The 24,484-nt window shown below is 62.9% G+C and carries 25 protein-coding genes and 2 pseudogenes; 23 read left to right on the top strand and 4 right to left on the bottom strand.

Translation table 11 applies throughout. The features are described 5' to 3' along the window. The 3 genes from tnpA to ACSBPU_RS17530 form a co-directional block, all read right to left on the bottom strand. On the bottom strand, window positions 1–339 hold the full coding sequence (gene tnpA / locus ACSBPU_RS17540; RefSeq protein WP_138141849.1) for an IS66-like element accessory protein TnpA: 339 nt from the start codon (window positions 337–339) through the stop codon (window positions 1–3). Window positions 340–427: 88 nt separating this feature from the next. Then, entirely contained in the window at window positions 428–838 is a 411-nt protein-coding gene (locus tag ACSBPU_RS17535) for a hypothetical protein (protein WP_442593127.1), read from the bottom strand. Then, window positions 825–2,363 (bottom strand): ATP-dependent nuclease, encoded by a 1,539-nt coding sequence (locus ACSBPU_RS17530; protein ID WP_243637709.1) that lies wholly within the window; start codon window positions 2,361–2,363, stop codon window positions 825–827. Before ACSBPU_RS17530 ends, ACSBPU_RS17535 begins: the two co-directional genes overlap by 14 nt. Window positions 2,364–3,064: 701 nt before the next feature. On the opposite strand from ACSBPU_RS17530, the gene ACSBPU_RS17525 reads away from it, so the two are divergent. The 3 genes from ACSBPU_RS17525 to ACSBPU_RS17515 all read left to right on the top strand — a co-directional run bounded on the left by ACSBPU_RS17525 (window position 3,065) and on the right by ACSBPU_RS17515 (window position 4,572). Continuing rightward, window positions 3,065–3,592, top strand: coding sequence for an antirestriction protein ArdA (locus ACSBPU_RS17525; protein WP_029076836.1), 528 nt, complete (start codon window positions 3,065–3,067; stop codon window positions 3,590–3,592). A 91-nt stretch (window positions 3,593–3,683) separates the two neighbouring features. Further along, window positions 3,684–4,004, top strand: coding sequence for a transcriptional regulator domain-containing protein (locus ACSBPU_RS17520; RefSeq protein WP_342665076.1), 321 nt, complete (start codon window positions 3,684–3,686; stop codon window positions 4,002–4,004). Next, window positions 3,937–4,572, top strand: coding sequence for a DUF2285 domain-containing protein (locus ACSBPU_RS17515; protein ID WP_244519412.1), 636 nt, complete (start codon window positions 3,937–3,939; stop codon window positions 4,570–4,572). Before ACSBPU_RS17520 ends, ACSBPU_RS17515 begins: the two co-directional genes overlap by 68 nt. Before the next feature lie 18 nt (window positions 4,573–4,590). Here ACSBPU_RS17515 and ACSBPU_RS17510 read toward each other — a convergent pair whose 3' ends face one another. Beyond that, window positions 4,591–4,884 carry a DNA -binding domain-containing protein gene (locus ACSBPU_RS17510; RefSeq protein ID WP_442593126.1) on the bottom strand — a complete coding sequence of 98 codons (294 nt, stop codon included), beginning with the start codon at window positions 4,882–4,884 and terminating at the stop codon, window positions 4,591–4,593. Between the two features lie 455 nt (window positions 4,885–5,339). Here ACSBPU_RS17510 and ACSBPU_RS17505 point away from each other — a divergent pair, with 455 nt between their 5' ends. The 20 genes and pseudogenes from ACSBPU_RS17505 (at window position 5,340) to trbJ (ending at window position 24,470) form a co-directional block, all read left to right on the top strand. Then, the gene (locus ACSBPU_RS17505; protein ID WP_018426335.1) at window positions 5,340–5,609 is read left to right on the top strand and encodes a helix-turn-helix transcriptional regulator; all 270 of its coding nucleotides are present in this window, start codon (window positions 5,340–5,342) and stop codon (window positions 5,607–5,609) included. Then, window positions 5,610–6,443 (top strand): annotated as a pseudogene (locus tag ACSBPU_RS17500) (replication initiator protein A); the annotation flags it as partial. It abuts the gene before it with no gap. A gap of 301 nt (window positions 6,444–6,744) precedes the next feature. Continuing rightward, a complete protein-coding gene (locus tag ACSBPU_RS17495) occupies window positions 6,745–7,263 on the top strand; it encodes a DUF2840 domain-containing protein (protein WP_125902099.1) in 519 nt (172 codons plus the stop codon). After that, on the top strand, window positions 7,233–7,805 hold the full coding sequence (locus ACSBPU_RS17490; protein ID WP_442593125.1) for a S26 family signal peptidase: 573 nt from the start codon (window positions 7,233–7,235) through the stop codon (window positions 7,803–7,805). Before ACSBPU_RS17495 ends, ACSBPU_RS17490 begins: the two co-directional genes overlap by 31 nt. A gap of 34 nt (window positions 7,806–7,839) precedes the next feature. Next, on the top strand, window positions 7,840–8,175 hold the full coding sequence (locus ACSBPU_RS17485) for a DUF736 domain-containing protein (protein ID WP_029076831.1): 336 nt from the start codon (window positions 7,840–7,842) through the stop codon (window positions 8,173–8,175). After that, window positions 8,172–9,104 carry a lytic transglycosylase domain-containing protein gene (locus ACSBPU_RS17480; RefSeq protein ID WP_125902098.1) on the top strand — a complete coding sequence of 311 codons (933 nt, stop codon included), beginning with the start codon at window positions 8,172–8,174 and terminating at the stop codon, window positions 9,102–9,104. Before ACSBPU_RS17485 ends, ACSBPU_RS17480 begins: the two co-directional genes overlap by 4 nt. Before the next feature lie 313 nt (window positions 9,105–9,417). Then, window positions 9,418–10,017: pseudogene (locus tag ACSBPU_RS17475) on the top strand (type VI secretion protein); the annotation flags it as partial. Window positions 10,018–10,074: 57 nt separating this feature from the next. Beyond that, window positions 10,075–11,472, top strand: coding sequence for a DUF3363 domain-containing protein (locus ACSBPU_RS17470; RefSeq protein WP_371413031.1), 1,398 nt, complete (start codon window positions 10,075–10,077; stop codon window positions 11,470–11,472). Between the two features lie 104 nt (window positions 11,473–11,576). After that, entirely contained in the window at window positions 11,577–12,146 is a 570-nt protein-coding gene (locus ACSBPU_RS17465) for a TetR/AcrR family transcriptional regulator (protein WP_442593124.1), read from the top strand. 93 nt (window positions 12,147–12,239) lie between these two features. After that, window positions 12,240–13,313, top strand: coding sequence for a 23S rRNA (adenine(2503)-C(2))-methyltransferase RlmN (gene rlmN, locus ACSBPU_RS17460; protein ID WP_051231115.1), 1,074 nt, complete (start codon window positions 12,240–12,242; stop codon window positions 13,311–13,313). A gap of 12 nt (window positions 13,314–13,325) precedes the next feature. Beyond that, the gene (locus ACSBPU_RS17455; protein WP_029074207.1) at window positions 13,326–14,288 is read left to right on the top strand and encodes a LysR family transcriptional regulator; all 963 of its coding nucleotides are present in this window, start codon (window positions 13,326–13,328) and stop codon (window positions 14,286–14,288) included. Between the two features lie 315 nt (window positions 14,289–14,603). After that, a complete protein-coding gene (floR, locus tag ACSBPU_RS17450) occupies window positions 14,604–15,818 on the top strand; it encodes a chloramphenicol/florfenicol efflux MFS transporter FloR (protein WP_029074208.1) in 1,215 nt (404 codons plus the stop codon). A gap of 27 nt (window positions 15,819–15,845) precedes the next feature. Beyond that, window positions 15,846–16,829: a LysR family transcriptional regulator gene (locus ACSBPU_RS17445; RefSeq protein ID WP_051231116.1), complete on the top strand. Its 984-nt coding sequence runs from the start codon at window positions 15,846–15,848 to the stop codon at window positions 16,827–16,829. A 131-nt stretch (window positions 16,830–16,960) separates the two neighbouring features. Further along, complete coding sequence (locus ACSBPU_RS17440) at window positions 16,961–18,949, top strand: conjugal transfer protein TraG (protein WP_029074209.1); 1,989 nt, start codon at window positions 16,961–16,963, stop codon at window positions 18,947–18,949. Between the two features lie 10 nt (window positions 18,950–18,959). Beyond that, the gene (locus ACSBPU_RS17435; protein ID WP_029074210.1) at window positions 18,960–19,439 is read left to right on the top strand and encodes a hypothetical protein; all 480 of its coding nucleotides are present in this window, start codon (window positions 18,960–18,962) and stop codon (window positions 19,437–19,439) included. A 146-nt stretch (window positions 19,440–19,585) separates the two neighbouring features. Continuing rightward, window positions 19,586–20,581, top strand: a complete 996-nt coding sequence (gene trbB / locus ACSBPU_RS17430; RefSeq protein WP_029074211.1) for a P-type conjugative transfer ATPase TrbB — start codon at window positions 19,586–19,588, stop codon at window positions 20,579–20,581. Window positions 20,582–20,646: 65 nt separating this feature from the next. Beyond that, window positions 20,647–20,910, top strand: a complete 264-nt coding sequence (locus ACSBPU_RS17425; RefSeq protein WP_442598397.1) for a TrbC/VirB2 family protein — start codon at window positions 20,647–20,649, stop codon at window positions 20,908–20,910. Further along, window positions 20,910–21,191: a VirB3 family type IV secretion system protein gene (locus tag ACSBPU_RS17420; RefSeq protein WP_029074213.1), complete on the top strand. Its 282-nt coding sequence runs from the start codon at window positions 20,910–20,912 to the stop codon at window positions 21,189–21,191. The genes ACSBPU_RS17425 and ACSBPU_RS17420 overlap by 1 nt, the downstream gene beginning before the upstream one ends. 13 nt (window positions 21,192–21,204) lie before the next feature. After that, a complete protein-coding gene (gene trbE, locus ACSBPU_RS17415) occupies window positions 21,205–23,697 on the top strand; it encodes a conjugal transfer protein TrbE (RefSeq protein WP_029074214.1) in 2,493 nt (830 codons plus the stop codon). Then, window positions 23,694–24,470 (top strand): P-type conjugative transfer protein TrbJ, encoded by a 777-nt coding sequence (gene trbJ, locus ACSBPU_RS17410; protein ID WP_029074215.1) that lies wholly within the window; start codon window positions 23,694–23,696, stop codon window positions 24,468–24,470. The genes trbE and trbJ overlap by 4 nt, the downstream gene beginning before the upstream one ends. Window positions 24,471–24,484: the final 14 nt, after the last annotated feature.

Genomic DNA, 24,484 nt, shown 5'->3' with positions numbered 1-24,484 from the left:
TCATCGCAGGGCCCGCAGCACCACGTCGACCAGGACCGGCGACGCCGTTCCGCTGATGCTCACCCGCGCCGAAGCCAGCTCGACCTGGATCACCGCTCCCCCGCCGGCGTCGGTCACCACGGACTCCTCGGCGATGACCGCCTCGACGAAGCCTGGGATCATCGATGCCCGCGCCTTGGCGCGCCAAGTGTAGATCAGCCCGCTCGAGACATCATGTCGGCGCGCTGCATCGACGACATTGCCGCCTGGCCCGAAAGCCTCCTCCAGGATCTGGCGCTTATCCTCATCCGTCCAGCGACGTCGCCGCTCCGGACCTGTCAGGAGGGTGATCTGGCTCATCCGCTCTCACGCCTGCTCTTATGACCGGTCTTAAGACCGCACTTAAGAGTCCAGGATCGCCGATGGGCTCAGCCGAACAAGGCGGCCTTCACCGGAGGGGTACGGATTTGGCGTCGCACGCGCAGATGAACTTCGAGATTTTATCGGAGTAGATTAGGCGGCCATCGGAAAAATAATGTGCTGCCGTGTTGGCCTCCGGCGCATAAATGACCGACTTTCCTTCGGTCCAAAAAAATCCATCGATCCTGCGGGAGTGCATTGCTGACTGGTAGGGGCGGGCCAGTTCATGCAAGAGGAACGTGTACCACGAAATCACCTCGACATGCGGAGGGATCGCCCTTGAGCGTTCATGCATCTTGAGCCCGATCTCGCGGATATTATTCCGCGTGTATGTCACAAGCGCCGTAATGCCTGTGTCAGCACCTAGCGCCTGATCGACGACGCGGGTGGTCTTGCCGCCGCCGGCGGCGGCTATAACGATGCGGCTAGCGGATGGCATCGGCTATATAGTCCGGCACGGACCAATCCACGGTGGTCTCGAAGAACCTCAAGGCTACATCTGCCTTGTTCTTGACCATGTATTCGATGGCGCTCGCTTCGTCGGTGAAAGTCTTGCCGAGTACCGCATTTATGGTTGTCAGCCCGTTCTTTTTGACGAGCTGTGGCTCAAGGGTCTTGGCCGTCTCGTCCGTGTCGTACCGGATTTTGACAACATCCGAGGTGAGGTAATTAGCATATTTCGCCAGCAGCCCGGCCACGCTGCCATCATTGTCGGTCACGACATCGGTCTCGGTTTTTAGCAGAACCGCAATTTCGAGAAAGCGTTTAAAGGCGAGGGAGTTGACGGAAATCACGTCGACTCCATCTTCCAGTGGCATCTTTCCGTGCTTTTTTTGGTAGCCGCGCTGCACAATCAGCTCGTCGGATGGGCCTTCGACCAAAATGGACCGCTTAGCGAGAATAAGACGCAGCGTGTCGTGGCCCGGCAGCTTCATGAAATAGTCTTGTGTTGACGTATTTGCTAAATCAGAAAGCCGAACGCCGCTGCCTCGCTGGAACAGGAGCACCGACTCTACGCCCAGTTTGTTCAGCACAAAGCTGCTATGGGTCGTAATAAAAATCTGTCTCGTGCCCGCGTTCGCGGAAATATGCCCGATCAACTCGTTGAGGCTGGCGTAGGAGAGATGGTTTTCCGCCTCTTCGATCAGGATGATGTGGGACTTGGCGGACGTCTCCATCGCGAGCTTGATCTTGACGGCGTTCTGCTCACCCTTGCCGACAAGCGTGAGCGGAATGTCGTCGAGGTGGGGCATTACCCCTGCCTCCCAACTCGCACGGGCCGACGTGTCGAGCGAAACAGATATGGTTTTCTCGCTGATCTTCCCTTTTTTTAGAGCAAGCGCGTCATTGATTGTTTTGACCTTGGGCTGCTCCAGAAAGCGGTCCTTCATCAGACGATAAGTGAGAGCAAGATCGACTTTTTCTTGTGCCGACAGGCTCTCTTTAACAATGTCCACGACATACCTGCTTGCGGCAGCATTGTTCTTGAGCGTGCTGGCGTCGATGAGGCTCGCGTGAAGTGGAATGTCGCGAGAGTGGGCAATGTCGTTGCCTGCAAAGTTGCGCCATACGATACGATAATATTCAATCGGAACGGTGCGAATTTCTGCGGGATCGCTGACATACTGAATGAAGTCTTCGGCATGTGATGGATTAAGCTCAATGCTGAGCGATACGCCGGGGCGGTCTATTTTAAGCGAATTGTGATCGCCCTTGAGCTTAGTCAGGTTCGGGTCGTCGGCGAGATAAACCTCAAGGAGGATGTGCGGGGGGTGTGGTTTCTCGCCTGCTGCTAGACTATCGATGTATTTGCGTACAAGGTCGAGATTGAACAGATACGGGTGCATCTCCACCACAAGCGGTCGGCCATTGAGCTGACCGGACAACGCGAGGTGAACGGCTTCAAGAAGCGTAGATTTTCCGCATTCGTTGTTTCCGACGATCACGTTTAGATTGTCGTTCATTATGACATCCGCTGCTTTTAGGCAGCGGTAATTTTGAATAACGACGCGATGTATGAACACTTTGACACTCCCCCTGTGTCCTAGAATAGCATCGAGACTCCCTGAAGCAAAAGGTCAATATCCGCCTGTTGGTTGCTCGGCCATGGTTCAGAGCGCGAAACTCCTGAAGGCATCCAATCCGCTCAGGGTTGACCGGGAGTGTCCAGAGGAGCTCGAAAGCTCCTCGGTTATGGGTCAATGGGAGCAGGAACGCTTCCTTGTCGATGGGATTTGGGGAGGGCCGAAGTCTCCCCATTGGCGCGGAACTGGCTCGATGCCGTTTGAACCGCTGAAATATCCTTTCTGTTCAGTCTGTTGCAGGATGTTTGCGACGGAGAAAAGGTGGTGGCGTGGCTTTGCCACTCGCTGCCCTCCGGCTCTCTACAGCGCAATGTGGAAGCGCGTTCGCCTCCGGGCCGGCACGGCCGCCGCCGCGCGATCCTCAACAATTTTGCTAAGGGCCTTGCCCTCGCGCCAGCAAGGTAAGTGGAACCGTCCGGGGCGGCATCCCCAGCCTTCCGCACCCCGAGGGGCTTGTGCATGCCGGGTGATCCCCCTCCACCCCGGTCGCCCTTGCTCGTTGCTACCCCAGTCTCGGCGACGGCCAGAAGGTCAGGCGCGGCGTTCCGCTTCGCTGACCTTCAGACCCGAGGATCAGAGACATGACCAACATATCCGAGAGCAGCCCCCGCATCTATGTGGCCTGCCTTGCCGCCTACAATAGCGGCTATCTGCATGGGGCTTGGATCGACGCGGATCAGGACGCGGACCAAATCAGGGATAAGATTGTGACCATGCTGGCACGGTCCCCCATCGCGCACGCAGAGGAATACGCCATCCACGACTTTGAAGGCTTCGAGGGCATCACGATCAGCGAATATGCCGGCATCGACACCGTGGCGCGTATAGGCGCTTTCATCTCAGAGCATGGCGCACTCGGCGCGGGCTTGCTGGAGCAGTTCATCGGCGACATGGACCAAGCCGAAACCGCCTTGCAGGACTGCTATCATGGTCAGTTTGGCAGTCTCGCCGATTACATGGAGGAACTGACCACCGAGAGCATCACGATTCCCGAGGCGCTACGCTACTATGTCGATTGGCAGGCAATGGCGCGAGACGCTGAAATGAGTGGCGACCTTTTCACCGTAGAGACCGCACATGATGAGGTCCATGTGTTTTCCAGCAGATGAAGGCCGGTCGCTTGCTCGCACATGCGGGCGACGACTGTAAAACTCAACGAGATAGTGTTAAGAAGAAAATAACCAATATTGATCGCGTTAGATGATCAATATATCTGCTTTGAGCATCTTATATTACTTGAATAGATACTTGAATCTCTCTTGTCCGGGCGCAGCCTCGCGCGCCCCGGCTTTGAGAGGTGACGCCATGCTAAGCATCGACTGGCGTTTGCCGGCGGCATACAGACACGCGAAGCAAATTCCGGCCGCCGGTTTCGCTTGGGAATACCTGCGCCGGAATGACGATTATCGTCAGGACTTCGAGACCATCGCTAGGACCGGGGAACCGACCGGCAGTGACCTCGAAATGTTTGCACATCGCTGGGGCTTGCGATTTCCCGTGCGATCCCGACGCGCAGCATGACCCGCAATCGCCGATCTGGAATCCGAATCTTCACCCGCAAGCGGTGATGTTGTCGCCGGTCGATCACAAGAACGGCGATACCGAACCAATATTGACGCTGGCGCATCTCGATGGCCTTGACTTGCGCCGCGCCGCCGATGGTTGGCACGGCATCTGGCAGGTGGATGGCGTCGCGCATCAATTCTGGCTGCCCGATGCCGTGCCCGATGCCGCCGCATTCTACGCCGTCACGTTGCCGATGGATTCGTTTCTGGAACTGCGTGCTCACGCGGCCCGCCGATTTTGGCGGTCCCTCAACGGTCGCGCGCCCGGTCCTGATTTCCGAGCCGTGCCTGCCCAACTCCGGCAATGGCATATCTTGACCCTGCGCGCGCTTGACGCGCGGTTGCGCGGCGAAAGCTATCGCACCATCGCTGAAGTCCTGCTCGGCTTTCGCGGCACGAAGGAGGATTTCGAGAGCGATCCGCGCAAGAACAAAGCCCGCCGCCTGGTCGCGCACGGCATCAAGATGATGCGCGGGGGCTATCGCCTTCTGCTCCACTATCCGATCAAGCCCGACAAGCGTTGATGGGCACGGCCATCGACCTCACGCCCTATTGGCTGCCGCCTGCTCCAGAATCTTCCGATAGCCTTCACGCGATAGCCATTGCGCGCGTTCGAGATGGCTTTGCCAGCAACGGCGGGTCAGCAGTTCCTCAGCGGCCGGATCACGGTGCAGCACGATCCGCGCGACTTCCTTCCAGTCCGCGCCCTCGGCCTTCGCATCCAGCAAACGCAGATATGTGACGTAATGTTGTTCGTCATAGACGGTTATGGTGTCGCCGGTCGGCGCTTCATCGTCCACATCTGGATCGAGTTCGACGGGAACCCGCATAGTCATTCCCCGTATCCGAGAGAGCTTTGTCTGCGGTGCGCCCCCGCAAACGATTCTCTCTGACTCTTGGTGATCGGGGAGTTAGTAACCGTCACGAAACGGCCCCATGGCCTTTAGCTCGGAAAGCCTGTTGTATACGCCACAGGCTCCCCGACCATAGGTCAAGGAGTTGGTGCCGTTCTGGCTGGCACCGGCCATTCGTGAGGGGTTACTACGCCCCAGAGCAGCGCGTCTGCTCCGCTGCGATTCTTAACCGAACCGCGTGGGAATGTCTCTGGCTTTTCGGCGCAGCAGGCAATGAGCCGCTGAAATCCCTCATCTATTGGCCGCGCACCGCCCCGAAGGGGGTGCCGCCAGCGCATAGGCGCAAATGCGGCACGCTACGCGCCGCCGATCCCTCGCCATGGTTCGCCACAGTCCGCTGCCGCCCCCGGCAGCCCAATCCCGACTGGAGGTGATCCATGCCCAACCCACTTGCGGGCCTGCCGCCGCGCCTGTTGCGCACCAAGGAAGCCGCGCGCTTCCTCGGCATATCCATCCGCACCCTTGAGAAGCATCGCACCTATGGCACCGGGCCGACCTATCGCAAAGTCGGCGGTCGCGTCCTCTACACCGTCCGCGATCTGGAAGACTGGAGCGCGGCGGGCGAGCGCAAATCCACCCGCGACAAGACCGCCGGCACCGTCTTTCCCGCGCGTCCGCTTACGCCCGAAGAACGGGGCGACTGCTAGATGCTGCGCGAGGACGACCACGATCCCGCACAGCCGACCGAGGACAGCGAGCGTAGCCGCCTAGACCCCTTCGTGGTCGCAACCGGCGACGCGCCGCCGCGCGACCAGCGCGACTTGATGGAACGGCCGTTCTTCTCGCTGGCGAAGACCCCGCGCACCAAGCCGATTCTTTACAAGGCCGCCGACATAGAGGTGCAGGTGTTCGGGATGCCCGAGCACGGCATGGCGACCATATGGGACGCCGATGTGCTGATATGGGCGGCCTCGCAGATCGTTGCGGCCGAGAACAACGGCCTCACCACTTCGCGCTTTGTCCGGTTTACGCCTTACCATCTGTTGCGCGCCATCGGGCGGCCGACCGGCAATCATCAATACCGGCTTCTGAAAGCCGCGCTGGCGCGGCTGCAATCGACCGTCATCGCCACCACCATCCGCAACGGCCCGCATTGGCGTCGCCGGCAATTCTCATGGATCAACGAGTGGGAGGAAATGACGACGCGCGCCGGCCGCGTCGAGGGCATGGAGTTCGTCCTGCCCGAATGGTTCTACAACAGCGTCATCGACCGTTCGCTGGTCCTGACCATCGACCCGGCCTATTTCCGCCTGACTGGCGGCATCGAGCGATGGCTTTACCGCGTCGCCCGAAAGCACGCCGGGCACCAGCGCCACGGCTGGGTTTTCGAGGTCGCGCACCTCCACCAGAAATCCGGCAGCCTCGCCCGGCCGTCCGACTTCGCGCTCGACCTGCGCCGGATCGCGGCCCGCCAGCAACTTCCCGGCTACCTGCTCCAGATCGAGCGGGAAGACGACCGCGAACTGCTGCGCATCCGCCCCGAAAGCTCATCAACAGGCACTGTTGATAACCCTGTTAATGCCATCGGCAGATCAGGCGCACGGGGTATCGGCACATCAGGCGCAGCACTATCGGCAGATCAGGCGCACGAACCGCAGCTAACGCTTTGGCCTGAAACGCGGAATCCGACCGCTAACTTATCTAACAGAGAATCTAACTCTTTTTCTTTGACGCGCGCGCAGGCGAAGCGTGGTGCCGGTTCTGCCCGAAGGGGCGAGCCATGAGGGCCGCGCTCGACGCGCTGTGCCCGCGCAGCCCCCAGCACATCCCCGGAGACGAACAATGACCCGTCGCGCCCACCGCAGCGCGCACGGCCGTCCGCTGCCGGACGGACCTGCGCCCTTCACCACATTGGTCGAGCTGACCTTCGAGAAACGCAAGGTCGAGCACTGGATACGCTTCGGCCGCAAGAGCTACGAGCAGATCATCGACCGCCGCCGCAGCGTCGTCGGCTTCGCGCCGGGCAGCGTCTTCGCCTTCGTCCGTTGGGCATCTGGCGAGCACGGCACTGTCATTTCGCGCATCGACATTGTGCGCGCCATCGGGCGCGGCGAGCCGTTCCAGACATTGCCCTTCGTGCGCCCCGGTGGCGAAATCCTGTTGCGCCTCGACGGCTGGCCCAAGGTGCAGCGTGCGCTTGTAGCTATCGACGCCGTGGATGCGCTCGGCCTCGATCCGGCCGACGCCTCGCCGGATCACTGGCGGCACGTCCACAACCGTTTGACCGCCAATCTGGAACCGCACGCCTACACGCCTGAGCGACATGCCGCTTGGCTTCACCGTCGAAGGATCGAGCCATGACGCGCCGCCGCACCCTTACGGTGACGGCGCTGGCGGTGATCGGCATCGCCGCCGCAAGCGCGGTCAAGACGCCGACGAAACTCATATGGAACGCCACCGCCAGCGCGCCAGTCGGGTTCTACACCGTCGAGCCGGCAGACCGGATCGACGTGCCCGAGCTGGTCGCCATCATGCCGCCCGAACCGCTCGCCAGCTTCATGGTCGAGCGCGGCTATATCGCGCGAGGCGTCCCGCTCTTGAAGCGCGTCTTGGGCCTGCCCGGACAGCGGGTTTGCCGAGCCGGCCGCACGATCACGGTTGACGGGATCGAGATGGGCGAGGCGCTGGAGCGCGACAGCCTCGGTCGCGATCTGCCCGTCTGGAAGGGCTGCCGCGTCATCGGCGGCGACCAGCTTTTCCTCATGAATTGGGAAGTCCGCGACAGCCTCGACGGCCGTTATTTCGGACCCATCCCCGCAGATTCCGTCATCGGCCGAGCGGTTCCGCTCTGGACCGATGAGGAAGGCGTCGGCCGCTACGAGTGGCGCGTGCCGACGTACTGACCCCCCCAAAAAAAACCAACCGCAGGAGATTTCCATGGCAGAGATAGGCACCTTCACCCGCACCGAAACCGGCTATGCGGGGGAGCTTCATTCGTTCGGCCTCCACGAAAAGCTGTTCATCGTCCCGGCCAAACCGAGCGATGTGAAAAACGCGCCCGACTACCGCGTGCGCCTCGATAGCGAGGACGGCCCTGACGCCGGCCCCGCATGGAAAGACTCCAGCGACAACGCTGGCGACTTCGTGTCGATGCGGTTGGAGGGGCCGGTTTTCCCGTTCCCCATCCGCGCCAAACTGTTCCAGTCCAACGACAATCCTTCGGTCTGGACCCTGCGTTGGAAGCACGCCCGGAAGATCGAGGATGAGGAATGACGGCCGCGCGCGTCCGGCCCGTCATCCGGTCAAAGATCGGCATCCCTTTGTTCGCGGAAAAGCCGTCTCATCCCTTCGTCCCGCTCGGCGACCAGACGGCCGGCGCGCGCAGCGAAGGTCAGGGGCGGCCATCGGCCGGCGCTTGCGCCTTGCCCTTGACCGCAGCGAGCACGCTGGCAGGCTGGCGGCGAAGCGGAGACAGGCCGGCATGGCATTATGCCGTCCTGCTGCTGGCGGGGGCGCTTTCCGTCTGCATCGGATCGGGCGTCGCTGTCGCGCAATCCGCGTCGGTCGAGCGCCCGGCCGCCGCCCATCCCTATGCGGCGCACATCGCCGAGGCGTCGCAGCGTTTCGGCATCCCCGAGCACTGGATTCGCGCGGTGCTGCGCGCCGAGAGCGCGGGCGACGTGCGCGCGATTTCGTCGGCCGGGGCCATGGGATTGATGCAGGTGATGCCCGACACATGGGCGGGCCTGCGCGTCCGCCATGGCCTCGGCCGTGATCCCTACGACCCGCGCGACAACATCATGGCAGGCACGGCCTATCTGCGCGAGATGTTCGACCGCTACGGCAATGTCGGCGCGATGCTTGCGGCCTACAATGCCGGTCCCGGCCGCTACGACGAGCACCACGCGACGGGCCGACCGCTTCCCGCCGAGACACGCGCCTATGTCGCCGCGCTCGCCCCGATCCTTGGCGGCGCGGCTCCATCGGATGCGCCGTTGCAACCACCGGCACCGCCGCCCGATTGGCGCGAGGCACCGCTATTCGTCATGCGCCCGGCCGACACGCGGGGTGCCGCCGCGCCGCCGTCCGAGGCGCAATCCAGCGACGGCCGCGCTGCCGTTCCGGCGCGCGACCCCGCCCGTGCGGAGCCGCAGGACGGCAGCATTTTCGTGGCGAGCGCCAGCGACGGGGGAACGCCATGAGGGCGGCGTTCCCGCGCTCGGCGGCGCTGGTTTCGGCATCCGGTCGGGCAGGTTTGCGCCCGGCAGGATTCCCGGCAGGAGGGGCAGAAAAGACAGAAAGGGCGGAGGGCAAGATTAAAGAAGACGGCACCATATCGGGCCGCTTCTGGAAATTGTTGTTGTCTGCACACTGGTTAGGTGGCCGGTTCCGGCACCATGGTTTTGAGGGGTCGCGTGCCGCGATTTCGCACAAAGCCTTGGCTTTGCTGGGTTTCGAGCGGCACCATAGGCCCATATCAGCCGTTTTTCGGTGGTTTTATCAGGAGTCGCGCCCATGAGCGCCGACGATGAAAACCGCTTCCGTCCGAAGCCGGGCCGTATCCGATCCGACACACCGAAGGCCGGCAAGACCAAGAGCTTTTTCACGCAGGTCAAGAAGATCACCCGGCAGCATCAGGCAGCAGCCTCCCGCGATCCTTCCATGCCGTCATCCGCTCGCCCGTCATCGCCGGGGCGGTCCCGTGCCGTGGTCGCCAGCGGCAAGGGCGTGAAGCGCGGCCGGGGCGCGAGCTTCGTGCGCGCTCGGAACATCTCCGGCCAATGGCATCATCGCCAGCCCGGCAGCCGCCGCGTGATCGTCAAGCAGCGCAGCGTTCGGGCCGCGTGGAAGGGCGCACGCGCCCGCGCGCATCTGCGCTATGTCCAGCGCGACGGCACGTCACGCGACGGCGAGCGGGGCCGGCTCTATTCGGCGACCGAGGACCGCGCCGATGGCGACGCCTTCCTTGATCGCGGCAAGGACGACCGCCACCAGTTCAGATTCATCGTCTCGCCCGAGGATGGCGCGGAGCTATCGGACCTCACGGCCTACACCCGCGATTTCATGAAGCAGGTGGAAGCCGACCTCGGCACGAAACTCGATTGGGTCGCCGTCAACCACTACAACACCGGCCATCCCCATGTGCATGTCATCGTCAACGGCCGCGACGAGATGGGCGAGGATCTAATCATCAATGGCGACTACCTCGCCAACGGCCTACGGGAGCGCGCCAGCGAGCTTGCCAGTCTGGAACTCGGCCCCGTCACCGAAATCGAGCAGACCCGCAAGCTGTCGGCCGAGATAGACCAGGACCGTTTCACCCGGATTGACCGCGCCATGGCCGAGGAAGCCGATGCCCGGTTCCTCGACCTGCGCCATGAACCGGCCGCACCGCGCCGCCAGTTCGAGCGCACCTTACGCCTGCGCCGTCTCGCCAAGCTGGAGAAGATGGGACTGGCGACCGAGCACGCGCCCGGCGTTTGGGAGTTGAGCAAGGACATGGAGCCGGCCCTGCGCGAGTTGGGCGAGCGCGGCGACATTATCCGCACCATGCAGAAGGCGCTCGGCCCGCAGGGAGGCGAACGCGATCCCATGAGCTTTCAAATCCATGACGGAGCGCCAGAGACACCCATCGTCGGCCGCGTCGTGGACAAGCACCTGTCGGACGAGCTGGGCGAGAACCTGACCATTGTGGTGGACGGGATCGACGGCAGGACGCACCACATCGCAGGCATCGCGCCCGAGCGGCTGGAGGACGCCCGCGTTTGCAGCGTCGTCCAGATCGGCCCGGCCGAGGCGACCGCCCGACCGTCCGAACGCGCCATTGCCGCCATCACCGAGGACGGCATCTATCGTCCGAGCCGCCATCTGGAGCAGGCGAAGTTCGAGGGCCGCGTTCCGGGCGGCGATTATGAGGGCTATGTCGATGCCCATGTCCGGCGACTGGAGGCATTGCGCCGCGCCGGGATCGTCGAGAGGATCGACGCCGACCAATGGCGCATCCCCGATGATCTGGTCAGCCGCGCCGCCGCCTATGACGCCGGCCGTGACCGGCAGGCCAGCGTTCGCATCCTTTCCCCGGTCGATCTAGGCAAGCAGATCGGATCGGACGGCACGACATGGCTGGACCGGCGATTGGTCCATGGCGAAACGGCCGACCTTGCGCCGGCCGGCTTCGGCCAGCAGGTGCGTGAGGCGATGGACCAGCGGCGCGAGCATCACATCGAACAGGGCGATGCCACCCGAGCACGGAACGGCCGCATCTTCTACCGGCGCAGCCTTCTCGCCACCTTGCGCGAGCGGGAGGTTGCCCGCATTGGCGCGGAGATGGCCGAGGGCAAGGGGTTGCCGTTCCGTGCCGCCACGGACGGCGAGAACGTCAGCGGCAAGTTCACCGGGACCGTTCAGCTATCGAGCGGCAAGTTCGCCGTGGTGGAAAAGAGCCATGAGTTCACGCTTGTCCCGTGGCGGCCGGTGATCGACCGCCAGCTCGGCCGCGAGATCACTGGCGTCGTGCAGGGCGGATCGGTGTCGTGGCAGTTGGGGCGAAGGCATGACCTTGGCCTTTAGCACATACGCGTGTTTCATCCGGTATCTATCATGCCCCGTGTATCTCACGCTGGATGCCGGCTATTGTAGGGGCCATCATTCAAGCGAGCAGTAGAAAAGAAGATATGCCGAGACCGAAACTTCATAGCGATGAGTTCATTCTAGATACCGCGCTAGGCATCCTTCTTCAGAAAGGTCCATCGGCCTTCACCCTCTCCGATGTTGCGGAAGCGGTCGGCATCTCGCGGGCTGCACTGATCCAGCGGTTGAAAGACAAGGCGACGCTGCATCTAAAGGTCATGGAGCGCAACACGCAGGAGGTGCGCGACTATTTCGCGGGTGCGAGTCCCGAAAAGGGCCTCGATCCGCTGTGGGCGATGCTCAAGGACCTCATCGCCGGTATGGGTGACGGTGCCGGAACGGAAGGCTACCTTCTTCTATTGTGGGGAGACGTTCAGGAGCCGTCGCTTCGCGCCCTTGCGGCGGAGCGGAACAGACTGGTCCTGAAAGCTATCGAGGCACGACTGCCCGCCGGGCCGCGCCCACCCGAGCATACCGCCGGCTTGATTCAGACGGTCATTCAGGGGTCTTGCATGCAATGGCTCGTTGAGCCGGAAGGCGAGCTAGCGGCTTTCATGACCAAGCGCACCCACATGCTTCTGTCCGTCCTCTATCCCGACCATGTGTTCGGGTAACACCATCTGGAGGGTTGTTTATAACAGTCGTGTCGGTTATTTATAAGGCGTGCGCCACGGTATCGCCGGGCACGGAAACCCGGAACGACTATCATGCCTATACAAGAACCCAGCCCGTTGGGGGGCGAACGACAAAAAGCACTGCCTGCGCCAACCTTGGCGCTGAACCTCATGGCCGACGAGTTCGATGCGTTGAACGCGAGCAGCGGGCCGCAAATCGCTTATCGCGACCTGTTCTGCCCACACATGGACCTGCCGCGCGCCTTGCGGAACTGGTCAGAGGCTCGGGGCGTCCAGTTGCGGAGCCTTCGCAAAATCACGCATGAGCGCGGCGGTCGGTCGCAGAAGGTGCTTTTCGGCCTTCATGACGGTTATGCCGTTGAAAGCGTTCTGATCCGTCGTCACGACGGACACACCGCCTGTATTTCGTCACAGGTTGGATGTGCCTTCGCCTGCCAGTTCTGCGCTTCCGGCCAAGCCGGCCTCAAGCGCAACCTTTCGGCGGGCGAGATTGTCGAACAGGTCGTTCAACTCGGGCCGAAGGTCAACCGGATCGTGTTCATGGGCATCGGCGAGCCTTTGAACAACTACGAGCAGGTGATGAAGGCGATTCGTATCCTGCGCGACCGGCGAGGGATGAATTTTCCCACCACGGGAATCACGCTTTCGACCATCGGCATACCGAAGGCTCTAGCGCAATTGCGAGAAGAGCATCTGGCGATCAATCTGACTATATCGCTGCATGCGACGACGCAGGAAGTTCGCGACCGTCTCATCCCCGGATCGCGTAAGCACGACATCAAGGAAGTCATCGCGCGCGCTTCGTCATGGGCGGAACGGCACAACCGGATCGTCACCTTTGTCTATCTGGTCCTCCCCGGCATCAACGACACGCTTGCTGATGCGAAACGGCTTGCCGGTCTCATGAACAAGCGAAGGGCGCGTGTGAACCTTATGCGCTGGAATCCTGTCGATGGCATCGCGCTTGATCGAACCGGCGACCGCAGCCTCGGACTTTTCCGTGAAGTGCTGGATCGCGCCGGTGTGCCGGTCGTGGTGCGGGATACACAGGGGCGGGATATTTCGGCGGCATGCGGTCAGCTCTGGTTGCGCGATCTGCGCGGAATCCCGGTCGAAAAACGCGGAGCCACAAAAAAGGCCGCCTAGCGGGAGCTTAGGATGCGGCGTTCGAAAAGACATGCGAACGATGCCTTCCGATCAAGTGAAACGCTGCTCGGGTCGCGCATACCTCTCTTGTCGCTGATCCAGACGCTTGCGGTCGCTGAATATCTCAACTTCCGCCACGCAGCGAACGCACTCGGGGTTGCACAATCCAGCGTCAGCGCCCGCGTGAAGGCGCTGGAAGAAGACCTTGGCATCCTCCTGTTCGAGCGTCGTGCGCGTGGCGTTCGGTTGACCGAAGCCGGACGCCACTTCGTCGAGCGGATCGCAGCCGGCGTCGATCAACTCGACCATGCGGTGAAGACCGCAGGCATGGCGGCGACGGGGGAATGGGGCCGCCTGCGCATCGGCGTCCATGCCTTGATTCCGCGCAGCTTCCTCGCCGATCTGATCGGGCAGTATCGGGAAAACCATCCCGGCATCGAGGTCGAAATCACCGAAGGCACGGCCCGCGATGCGGTCATGCAGCTTCGTGCCGACCGGCTGGACGTGGCGTTCGTCGCTGGCACACCAGAGCTGCCCGACTGCCATACACGGCCGGTCTGGACTGAATCGCTGGTAGCGGTGCTACCGGATAGGCATCGTCTTGCCGGGCAGCCGGCAATCACTTGGGCCGATCTGGTCGGCGAAACCTTCCTTGTCCGCTATGGTGGCACTGGCCCGCAGGTTCATGACCATATCGTGCTGCGCCTTGCCGGGCGCTGGCCCGCGCCTTCGATACTGCGCTTCGACGTAGGACGTGGCACGCTACTATCCATGGTCGGACAGGGATTCGGCATTACCATCGTCGGGGCAGCGACGGCACTGCTGCCGACTGCCGGCATCACCTTCCTGCCTTTCGCCGATGAGCCAGAGCCGGTTGCCTTTACCGCCGTCTGGTCGCCGTTCAATCGAAGCGCCGCGCTCCGTGATCTGCTCTCTCTCGCAAAAGAAATGGGTCGGCTGATCCGCGTCGACTGAACCTCTGCCCGTTCCAGCCAACCGCCAAAGCAAGGCATAGGGGTTTCATACGGCCAAGAATGACGGGAACGTCAACAGCGGGGGATTGGGTGGCTACGAGCCAGCGATACGGCATTGCGAGGCAACAGCTGATCGTATAAGTGATAGCTAGTCAAATTTGTGATCGTGGAGTGGTCAGCATGGGAAATCCAAAGTCAGCAGACAAGTAAGCCGCAACAGCAAAATTGTTGTTGCGGCGCTCTGTGAGACCAATCCCATGTGATTGCTGATGTGCAGACGCCGCCCGAGATTTCTTAATCGAGCGGTTGACTTATCATGACCATCACACGCCCTGCATGGGCCTATACGCTGCCGGCAGCCCTACTGCTGATGGCTCCCTTCGACATCCTCGCTTCACTGGCGATGGATATTTATCTCCCCGTCGTTCCAGCGATGCCCGGCATCCTGAACACGACGCCCGCCATGATCCAACTCACGTTGAGCCTCTATATTGTGATGCTCGGTGTGGGCCAGGTGATTTTTGGTCCGCTCTCAGACCGCATCGGGCGACGGCCAATTCTACTTGCGGGCGCAACGGCTTTCGTCATTGCGTCTCTGGGAGCAGCTTGGTCTTCAACTGCACCAGCCTTTGTCGCTTTCCGTCTGCTTCAAGCAGTCGGCGCGTCGGCCATGCTGGTGGCGACGTTCGCGACGGTTCGCGACGTTTATGCCAGTCGTCCTGAGGGTGTCGTCATCTACGGCCTTTTCAGTTCGATGCTGGCGTTCGTACCTGCGCTCGGCCCTATCGCCGGAGCGTTGATCGGCGAGTTCTTGGGATGGCAGGCGATATTCATTGCTTTGGCTATACTGGCGATGCTCGCACTCCTAAATGCGGGTTTCAGGTGGCACGAAACCCGCCCTCTGGATCAAGCGAAGACGCGCCGATCTGTTTTGCCGATCTTCGCGAGTCCGGCTTTTTGGGTTTACACCATCGGCTTTAGCGCCGGTATGGGCACCTTCTTCGTCTTCTTCTCGACGGCTCCCCGTGTGCTCATAGGCCAAGCGGAATATTCCGAGATCGGATTCAGCTTTGCCTTCGCCACTGTCGCGCTTGTAATGATCGTGACAACTCGTTTCGCGAAGTCCTTTGTCACCAGATGGGGCATCGCGGGATGCGTAGCGCGTGGAATGGCGTTGCTCGTTTTCGGGGCGGTCCTGTTGGGGATCGGCGAACTCTTCGGTTCGCCGTCATTCCTCACCTTCATCGTGCCGATGTGGGTCATGGCGGTCGCCATTGTCTTCACTGTGTCCGTTACCGCGAACGGCGCTTTGGCAGAGTTCGACGACATCGCAGGATCAGCGGTCGCGTTCTACTTCTGCGTTCAAAGCCTGATAGTCAGCATTGTCGGGACATTGGCGGTGACGCTGTTAAACGGTGACACAGCGTGGCCGGTGATCTGTTACGCCACGGCGATGGCAGTGCTGGTGTCGTTGGGGCTGGCGCTCCTTCGGCTCCGTGGGACTGCCACCGAGAAGTCGCCAGTCGTCTAACCGACGACTGGTGGCAGGCCCGCTCCGATGCGGCGCACTAACCATCGAAACCTCGTGAATGGCGGTATCCTGTCTGGCAGGATACCGCTCATTTCCCTTGTTCAGTTCATCGCCGTCGCCGAGCATCTGAATTTTCGGCATGCGGCCAAGGCACTCGGCGTCAGCCAGTCGAGCGTCAGCGCGCGTGTGAAAGCGCTGGAGGATAACCTTGGTATCCTGCTGTTTGAGCGCCATGCGCGGGGCGTTCGGCTAACAGACGCAGGCAGGCACTTCATGGAGCGTGTCACGGCGGGTGTCGATCAACTCGATCACGCGGTGAAGACCGCCGGCATGACAGCTCAAGGAGAATGTGGCCGGCTTCGCATCGGCATCCATGCCTTGATCCCACGCAGCTTTCTCACGGAGCTGATCCGTCATTATCGGGAAGCCCATACCGGCATTGAGGTCGAGATAACCGAAGGCACGGCCCGCGATGCGGTGATGCAGCTTCGTGCTGACCAGCTCGACGTGGCGTTCGTCGCGGGCAAGCCCGAGATGCCCGACTGCCATACCCGACCGATCTGGACCGAACCGCTGGTGGTGGTGCTATCGGATGGGCATCGCCTCGCCGGGCAGTCCGCAATCACTTGGTCCGATCTGGTCGGCGAGACTTTCATTGTTCGCTATGGTGGCACCGGCCCGCAGGTCCATGACCATATCGTGCTGCGCCTTGCCGGGCGTTGGCCCGCACCGTCGATCCTGCGCTTTGATGTGGGGCGCGGCACGCTGCTATCTATGGTCGGACAAGGCTTCGGCATCACTATCGTCGGCGAGGCCACGTCATTATTGCCGACGACCGGCATCGTCTTCCTGCCCTTCCTCGATGAACCGGAGCCGGTTGCCTTTACAGCCGTCTGGTCGCCGTTCAATCGCAGCTCCGCACTGAAAAATCTACTCAACCTCGCAGGCAAAATGAAGCGTGACGGCGATTCGCCCAATCGTTTCCTCGATGGCACTCGACCGGCACGATAACGGCAAAGGCGACCCGTCCTATTTGCCGCCGATAGTATCCGGCAGCCCTCCGGCATCCTCTTTCCTGTTGCCCGTCCCGATTTTGCCTACTCTCTGATCGGCTCCGTCTTTTTTTGCCGACTGGAGCCTGTATGCGCGGAGGCCGAATCCTTTGGGGGCAGATTGGTGCCGTCTTCACCATCGTTCTGGTGATGGTGTGGGCAGCGACGCAATGGACGGCGTTCCGCCTCGGCTTCCAGCCGCAGCTTGGAGCACCATGGTTCGAGCTGGCGGGCCTGCCGGTCTATTATCCGCCCGCCTTCTTCTGGTGGTGGTTTTCGTTCGACGCCTACGCGCCCGCGATCTTCGTCGAGGGCGGCATCATCGCGGTATCGGGCGGCTTCCTCGCCATCGCCGCCGCCATCTTCATGTCGATCATCCGGGCGCGGGAGGCGCGCAACGTCGCCACCTACGGATCGGCGCGATGGGCTGAGGACCGGGAAATCCGTGCGGCCGGATTGCTCGGCCCCGATGGCGTCTTGCTCGGCCGATACGACCGGGACTATCTGCGCCATGACGGTCCCGAGCATGTCCTATGCTTTGCCCCGACGCGTAGCGGCAAAGGCGTCGGGCTGGTGGTGCCGACGCTGCTGACATGGCCGGCATCCGCCATCGTTCACGACATAAAAGGCGAGAACTGGACGCTGACAGCGGGCTTCCGCGCGAAGCATGGCCGCGTGCTGCTGTTCGATCCGACCAACGCCAGATCGTCGGCCTACAACCCGCTGCTGGAGGTCCGGCAAGGGGAATGGGAAGTCCGCGACGTGCAGAATATCGCGGATATTCTGGTCGATCCCGAAGGCAGTCTCGACAAGCGCAACCATTGGGAAAAGACCAGCCATAGCTTGCTGGTCGGCGCGATCCTGCATGTTCTCTATGCGGAGAAGGACAAGACCTTGGCGGGCGTCGCCAACTTCCTGTCCGATCCCCGCCGCCCGGTCGAGGCAACCTTGCGCGCGATGATGGACACGCCGCATCTCGGCGAAGCAGGCGCTCATCCCGTCATCGCGTCGTCCGCCCGCGAACTGTTGAACAAATCCGAGAACGAGCGGTCGGGCGTGCTCTCCACCGCCATGTCGTTTCTCGGCCTCTACCGCGATCCCGTGGTGGCGCGGGTGACGGCGCGGTGCGACTGGCGCATTGCCGACCTGGTCGGCAGCCGCCAGCCCGTCACGCTCTATCTGGTCGTGCCGCCATCCGACATAAACCGCACCAAGCCGCTCATTCGCCTGATCCTCAACCAGATCGGCAGGCGGTTGACCGAGGAACTGACCACCTCCGGCAAGCGCCATCGGCTGCTGTTGATGCTGGACGAGTTTCCGGCGCTCGGCCGGCTCGACTTCTTTGAATCGGCGCTCGCCTTCATGGCGGGGTATGGAATCAAAGGCTTCCTGATCGCGCAGAGCCTCAACCAGATCGAGCGCGCCTATGGCCCGAACAACGCGATCCTCGACAACTGCCATGTGCGCGTCAGCTTCGCCACGAACGACGAAAGGACGGCCAAGCGGGTGAGCGACGCACTCGGCACCGCGACCGAACTGCGCGACTCCACCAACTACGCCGGGCACAGATTGGCCCCGTGGCTTGGGCATCTCATGGTTTCACGGCAGGAGACGGCCCGCCCGCTACTCACGCCGGGCGAAATCATGCAGCTTCCGCCCACCGATGAAATCGTGATGGTCGCGGGCACACCGCCGATCCGCGCGACCAAGGCCCGCTATTTCGAGGACGCGCGGTTGCAGGAACGCATCCTGACCCCGCCCGATCTGGTCGCCGCTCCGCTGGCGCCCAGTCCATCCGCCGATGATTGGTCCGGCCGTGTGGTCGCGGCGGAAAGCCATTCCGCGACCGACGCCGCACACGGGGCCGAGGGCGATCCGGCCAATGCTGGCATCCGCCGCGAGCCGGAGCTGCCTGAGCATGAGGAAATCGTCGCCCCGCCGCCATCACCCGAACAGGAGTTCGAGTTTGTGGACGACGAGCCGGACGTTGACGCGGCCAAGGCCCGCGCCATGCGCCAACGTATGAGGATGGTCGCGCGGCAGGTCGCATTGAACCCCGATGACGGAATCGACCTTTGAGGACACGACCATGGCAACCAGAACCCGCCTGAATCTCTATTTCGACCCCGCGCTCATTCCGCAGATCGAAGCGATGGCGCTGCGCCGCTCGGTGGCGCTGCGCCGTAATGTCTCAAAATCCGCCATCGTGGAGGCGGCGGTCATATCTTACCTGTCCGGCGATGCCGACGACCAGCTTGAAGCCGCCATGTCGCGCCGCATGGACAAGCTCGGCCGCCAGATCGACACGCTCGACCTGGATCTCGCCGTCCTCGGCGAGACGGTCGCGCAGTTCATCCATTTCTGGATGACCATCACACCGCCGCTTACGGGAGCCGCACAATCCGCTGCCCGAGCGAAAGGCGCGGAGCGGTTCGAGGGCTTCATGCAAAATCTCGGCCGGCGTCTGGCGACGGGCGACAGGTTCCTCAAGGAGCTGTCGCGTGACCTCGACTCACTTCCCGACGATCAGTTGCCGGACGAGTCCGAGAGCAACGGCGATCAAGAATGAGTATTCGGACCCATCCTATTTACCGCCGTTCGCCGCCGATCACCGCCGCCTCATAGATACTTGTTGAACCGGCCGCATTTCGGTCTCTCTTAATCGACCCCGATCTGGGGATTGCCTGTCGCGCCCCATGAAGAAACGGGGCCGACATGACCACCAACCACCAAAAACCGGAATCCATCGCGCGCGGCGCGCGCATGTTGCGCACCGCGCTCGGCCCCGCCATTGCCCGGCTGCTCGAAGACCCGGCCGTCGTCGAGGTGATGCTGAACCCGGATGGTCGCCTTTGGGTGGACCGGCTATCCGAAGGGCTTTCCGACACGGGCGAGCGACTGTCCGCCGCCGATGGCGAACGCATCGTTCGGCTAGTCGCGCATCATGTCGGCGCGGAGGTTCATGCCCGCAGCCCCCGCGTCTCGGCCGAACTGCCCGAGAGCGGGGAGCGGTTTGAAGGGCTATTGCCGCCCGTGGTCGCTGCCCCGACCTTCGCCATCCGCAAGCCCGCCGTCGCGGTGTTCACGCTCGACGACTATGTGGCGGCGGGCATCATGTCCACCGATCAGGCGGAAACGCTGCGCGAAGCCGTCGCATCCCGCGCCAATATCTTGGTAGCGGGCGGCACCAGCACCGGCAAAACCACGCTGACCAATGCGCTGCTCGCCGAGGTGGCGAAGACGGCGGATCGCGTCGTCATCATCGAGGACACGCGCGAGCTGCAATGCGCCGCGCCCAACCTTGTCGCCATGCGGACGAAAGACGGCGTGGCGACGCTTTCCGATCTGGTCCGGTCCTCGCTGCGCCTGCGCCCCGACCGCATCCCTATCGGCGAGGTGCGCGGATCGGAAGCCCTCGACCTGCTCAAAGCATGGGGCACGGGCCATCCGGGCGGGATCGGCACCATTCATGCAGGCACCGGCATCGGCGCGCTGCGCCGCCTTGAACAGCTCATCCAAGAGGCTGTCGTCACCGTCCCGCGCGCCCTGATCGCCGAGACAATCGACCTCGTTGCCGTCCTTTCCGGGCGCGGTTCCGCGCGCCGGCTGGCCGAACTCGCCCGCGTCGAAGGGCTGGGACCGGACGGCGACTACCGCATCACGCATCCCATCCCTTTGGCAATCCCCACCAGCACAGGAGAATCTTCATGATCCGCACGATTTCGCGCGGCTATCGCTTCGCCGCGACCGCCGCATCCACCCTTGTCATCAGCTTCATGCTCGCCCCGGCCGCCCATGCGTCCGGTTCGTCGATGCCGTGGGAAGCACCGCTCCAAAGCATCCTCCAGTCCATCGAAGGGCCGGTCGCCAAGATCATCGCCGTCATCATCATCATCGTGACCGGCCTGACTTTGGCCTTCGGCGATACGGGCGGCGGCTTTCGCAAGCTGATCCAGATCGTGTTCGGCCTGTCCATCGCCTTCGCGGCGTCGAGCTTCTTCCTGTCGTTCTTCTCGTTCGGCGGCGGGGCGCTCATCTGATGGCGGGCGGCCTCGAACAGCTCGACGCGGTGCCGGGGTTCACGGTCCCGGTCCATCGGGCGCTGACCGAGCATATTTTGCTCGGCGGCGCACCGCGCTCCATCGCGATTCTGAACGGCACGCTGGCCGGGGCCGTGGGCCTCGGCCTGCGCCTCTGGCTGGTCGGCATCGCCATCTGGGCCATCGGTCATTTCGCGGCCGTGTGGGCGGCAAAGCGCGATCCCCTCTTTGTCGAGGTCGGGCGTAGGCATCTGCGCATCCCCGGCCATCTGGCGGTGTGAGGGAGGCGCGTCGATGATGAACCTTGCCGAATACCGCAGCACCGCCACCCGACTCGCCGACTATCTGCCATGGGCGGCACTGGTCGGCTCCGGCGTCGTCTTGAACAAGGATGGGAGTTTTCAGAGGACCGCGAAGTTTCGCGGCCCCGATCTGGATTCCGCCGTCGCGGCCGAGCTGGTCGCCGTCGCCGGCCGCATCAACAACGCCGTGCGCCGTCTCGGCTCCGGCTGGAGCATCTTCGTCGAGGCACAGCGCAGCGAGGCGGCGACCTATCCCGATAGTCGCTTTCCCGATGCCGCGTCGGCGCTGGTCGATGCGGAACGGAAGGCTGGTTTCGAGGAAGCGGACGCGCATTTCGTGTCCGGCTACTTCCTCACCTTCCTCTGGCTGCCCCCGGCCGAGGAAGCCGCCCGCACTGAGGCATGGCTCTATGAGGGCCGCGAGAAAACCGGCGTGGACCCGTGGGAGCTGATGCGCGGCTTCATCGACCGCACCGACCGCGTGCTGGCGCTGCTCGACGGCTTCATGCCCGAGTGCCGTTGGATGGATGACGGCGCAACGCTGACCTACCTCCATTCCACCATCTCAACCAACCGCCATCGCGTGCGCGTGCCCGAGGTGCCGATGCACCTCGACGCGCTGCTCGCCGACCAGCCGTTGACTGGCGGGCTGGAGCCGCGCCTTGGCGACACACATCTGCGCGTCCTGACCATCGTGGGATTCCCGACCGCAACGATGCCGGGCCTGCTCGACGAGATGAACCGGCTGCCGTTCCCCTACAGGTGGGGCACGCGCGCGATCCTGCTCGACAAGACCGATGCGACCCGGTTGCTGACCCGCATCCGTCGCCAATGGTTCGCTAAGCGCAAGAGCATCGCGGCGATCTTGAAAGAGGTGATGACCAACGAGGCGTCCGCCCTTGTGGACACCGACGCGGCGAACAAGGCGCTCGACGCCGACATGGCGTTGCAGGAGCTTGGGGCAGACGTGGCGGGCATGGCCTACGTCACGGCGACCGTCACCGTATGGGATGCCGACCCGCGCGTGGCGCAAGAGAAGCTGCGCCTGGTCGAGAAGATCGTTCAGGGCCGTGACTTCACCGTCATGCCCGAGAGCGTCAACGCGGTTGACGCATGGCTCGGCAGTCTGCCCGGACACGCCTACGCCAATGTCCGCCAGCCGCCCATCAGCACTTTGAATCTCGCCCACATGATCCCGCTTTCAGCGGTGTGGGCGGGGCCGGAACGGGACGAGCATTTCGGTGCACCCCCTTTGCTCTTTGGAAAGACTGAAGGCTCAACCCCGTTCCGGCTAAGTCTCCATGTCGGCGACGTAGGACACACCCTTGTCGTTGGCCCGACCGGCGCGGGCAAATCCGTGCTGCTGGCGCTCATGGCCTTGCAGTTCCGGCGCTATGCGGGATCGCAGGTTTTCGCCTTCGACTTCGGCGGCAGCATCCGCGCCGCCGCGCTCGCCATGGGCGGGGATTGGCACGATTTGGGCGGTGGCCTCACGGAAGGAGATGAGGCGTCCGTTTCGCTCCAGCCACTTGCCCGCATCCACGACACCTATGAACGCGCATGGGCGGCGGACTGGATTGCGGCCATCCTCATGCGCGAGGGGCTGGCGATCACGCCCGAGGTCAAGGAACACCTTTGGACGGCGCTGACTTCGCTCGCTTCCGCGCCGGTCGAGGAACGGACCATCACCGGCCTTGCGGTGCTGTTGCAATCCAACGATCTGAAACAGGCGCTCCGTCCGTTCTGCGTCGGCGGTGCCTATGGCCGGCTGCTCGACGCCGAGACAGAGCATTTGGGATCGGCGGACGTGCAAGCCTTCGAGATCGAGGGCCTTGTCGGGACCGGCGCGGCCCCTGCCGTGCTTGCTTATCTGTTCCATCGTATCGGCGACCGGCTCGATGGCCGCCCCACGCTGCTCATCATAGATGAAGGCTGGCTTGCCCTGGACGACGAGGGTTTCGCCGGCCAGCTCCGTGAGTGGCTGAAAACGCTGCGCAAGAAGAACGCCAGCGTCATCTTCGCCACACAAAGCCTGTCCGACATTGACGGCAGCAACATCGCGCCCGCGATTATCGAGAGCTGCCCGACGCGACTCTTGCTGCCGAACGAGCGCGCCATCGAGCCGCAGATCACGGCCATCTATCGCCGCTTCGGCCTCAATGACAGGCAGATCGAAATCCTCGCACGGGCCACGCCCAAGCGGGATTATTACTGCCAGTCACGGCGCGGCAATCGCCTGTTCGAGCTTGGCCTGTCCGAAGTCGGCCTCGCCCTCTGCGCCGCATCCGCCAAATCCGACCAGACCCTCATTGCGCAGATCGTCGCCGAACGCGGCCGCGACGGCTTCCTCGCCGCATGGCTGCGCGAGCGCGGCGTCGATTGGGCGGCCGACCTGATCCCGAACCTCACCAATCTTGCCGACCGGCCGGAATCCGCCGCGCCGGCCCCGCTCGATAGCCACCCCACACAGGAGATTCTTCCATGACCTATCCCAAGATCGTTGGGGCCTCGGCCCTCGCGCTGGCGCTCGCCATGCCCGTCGCGCTTTCGCCCATGCTGGCAAGCCCGGCCCATGCACAATTCGGCTTCGGCCGGATCGTCTATGACCCGACCAACTATGCGCAAAACCTGCTTACCGCCGCGCGCACGCTGGAGCAGATCAACAACCAGATTCAGAGCCTCCAGAACGAGGCGCAGATGCTCATCAATCAGGCCCGCAATCTGGCGAGCCTGCCATATTCCTCGCTCCAGCAGCTCCAGCAGAGCGTCCAGCGCACGCAGCAGCTTCTCGGGCAGGCACAGAACATCGCCTTCGAGGTCGGCCAGATCGACCAAGCGTTCCAGAAGCAATATGGCAATGTCTCGCTTTCGGCGACCGACGCCCAGCTTGTCGCCGATGCGCGCAGCCGGTGGGAGAACACGGTCGGCAGCTTGCAGGACGCCATGCGCGTGCAGGCGGGAGCGGTCGGCAATATCGACAGCAACCGCGCCGAAATGGCCGCGCTGGTCGGCCAGAGCCAAGGCGCGACCGGCGCGCTGCAAGCCACGCAGGCCGGCAACCAGCTTCTCGCCCTCCAGTCGCAGCAGCTTTCCGACCTGATCGCGGTCATCTCGGCCAATGGCCGGGCCGACGCGCTGACCGAGGCCGAGCGCGCGACCGCTGCTGAACAGGGCCGCATCCAGCGCGAGCGGTTCCTGACACCCGGCACCGGCTACCTGCCGGGCAACGCGCAGATGTTCAACAACGGCAACAACTGACCGGGAGGCTCGCC

This window comes from Parapusillimonas sp. JC17 (genome assembly GCF_052180245.1).
Lineage (GTDB): Bacteria > Pseudomonadota > Gammaproteobacteria > Burkholderiales > Burkholderiaceae_B > Parapusillimonas.
This window is presented reverse-complemented; position numbering and strand designations above follow the sequence as displayed.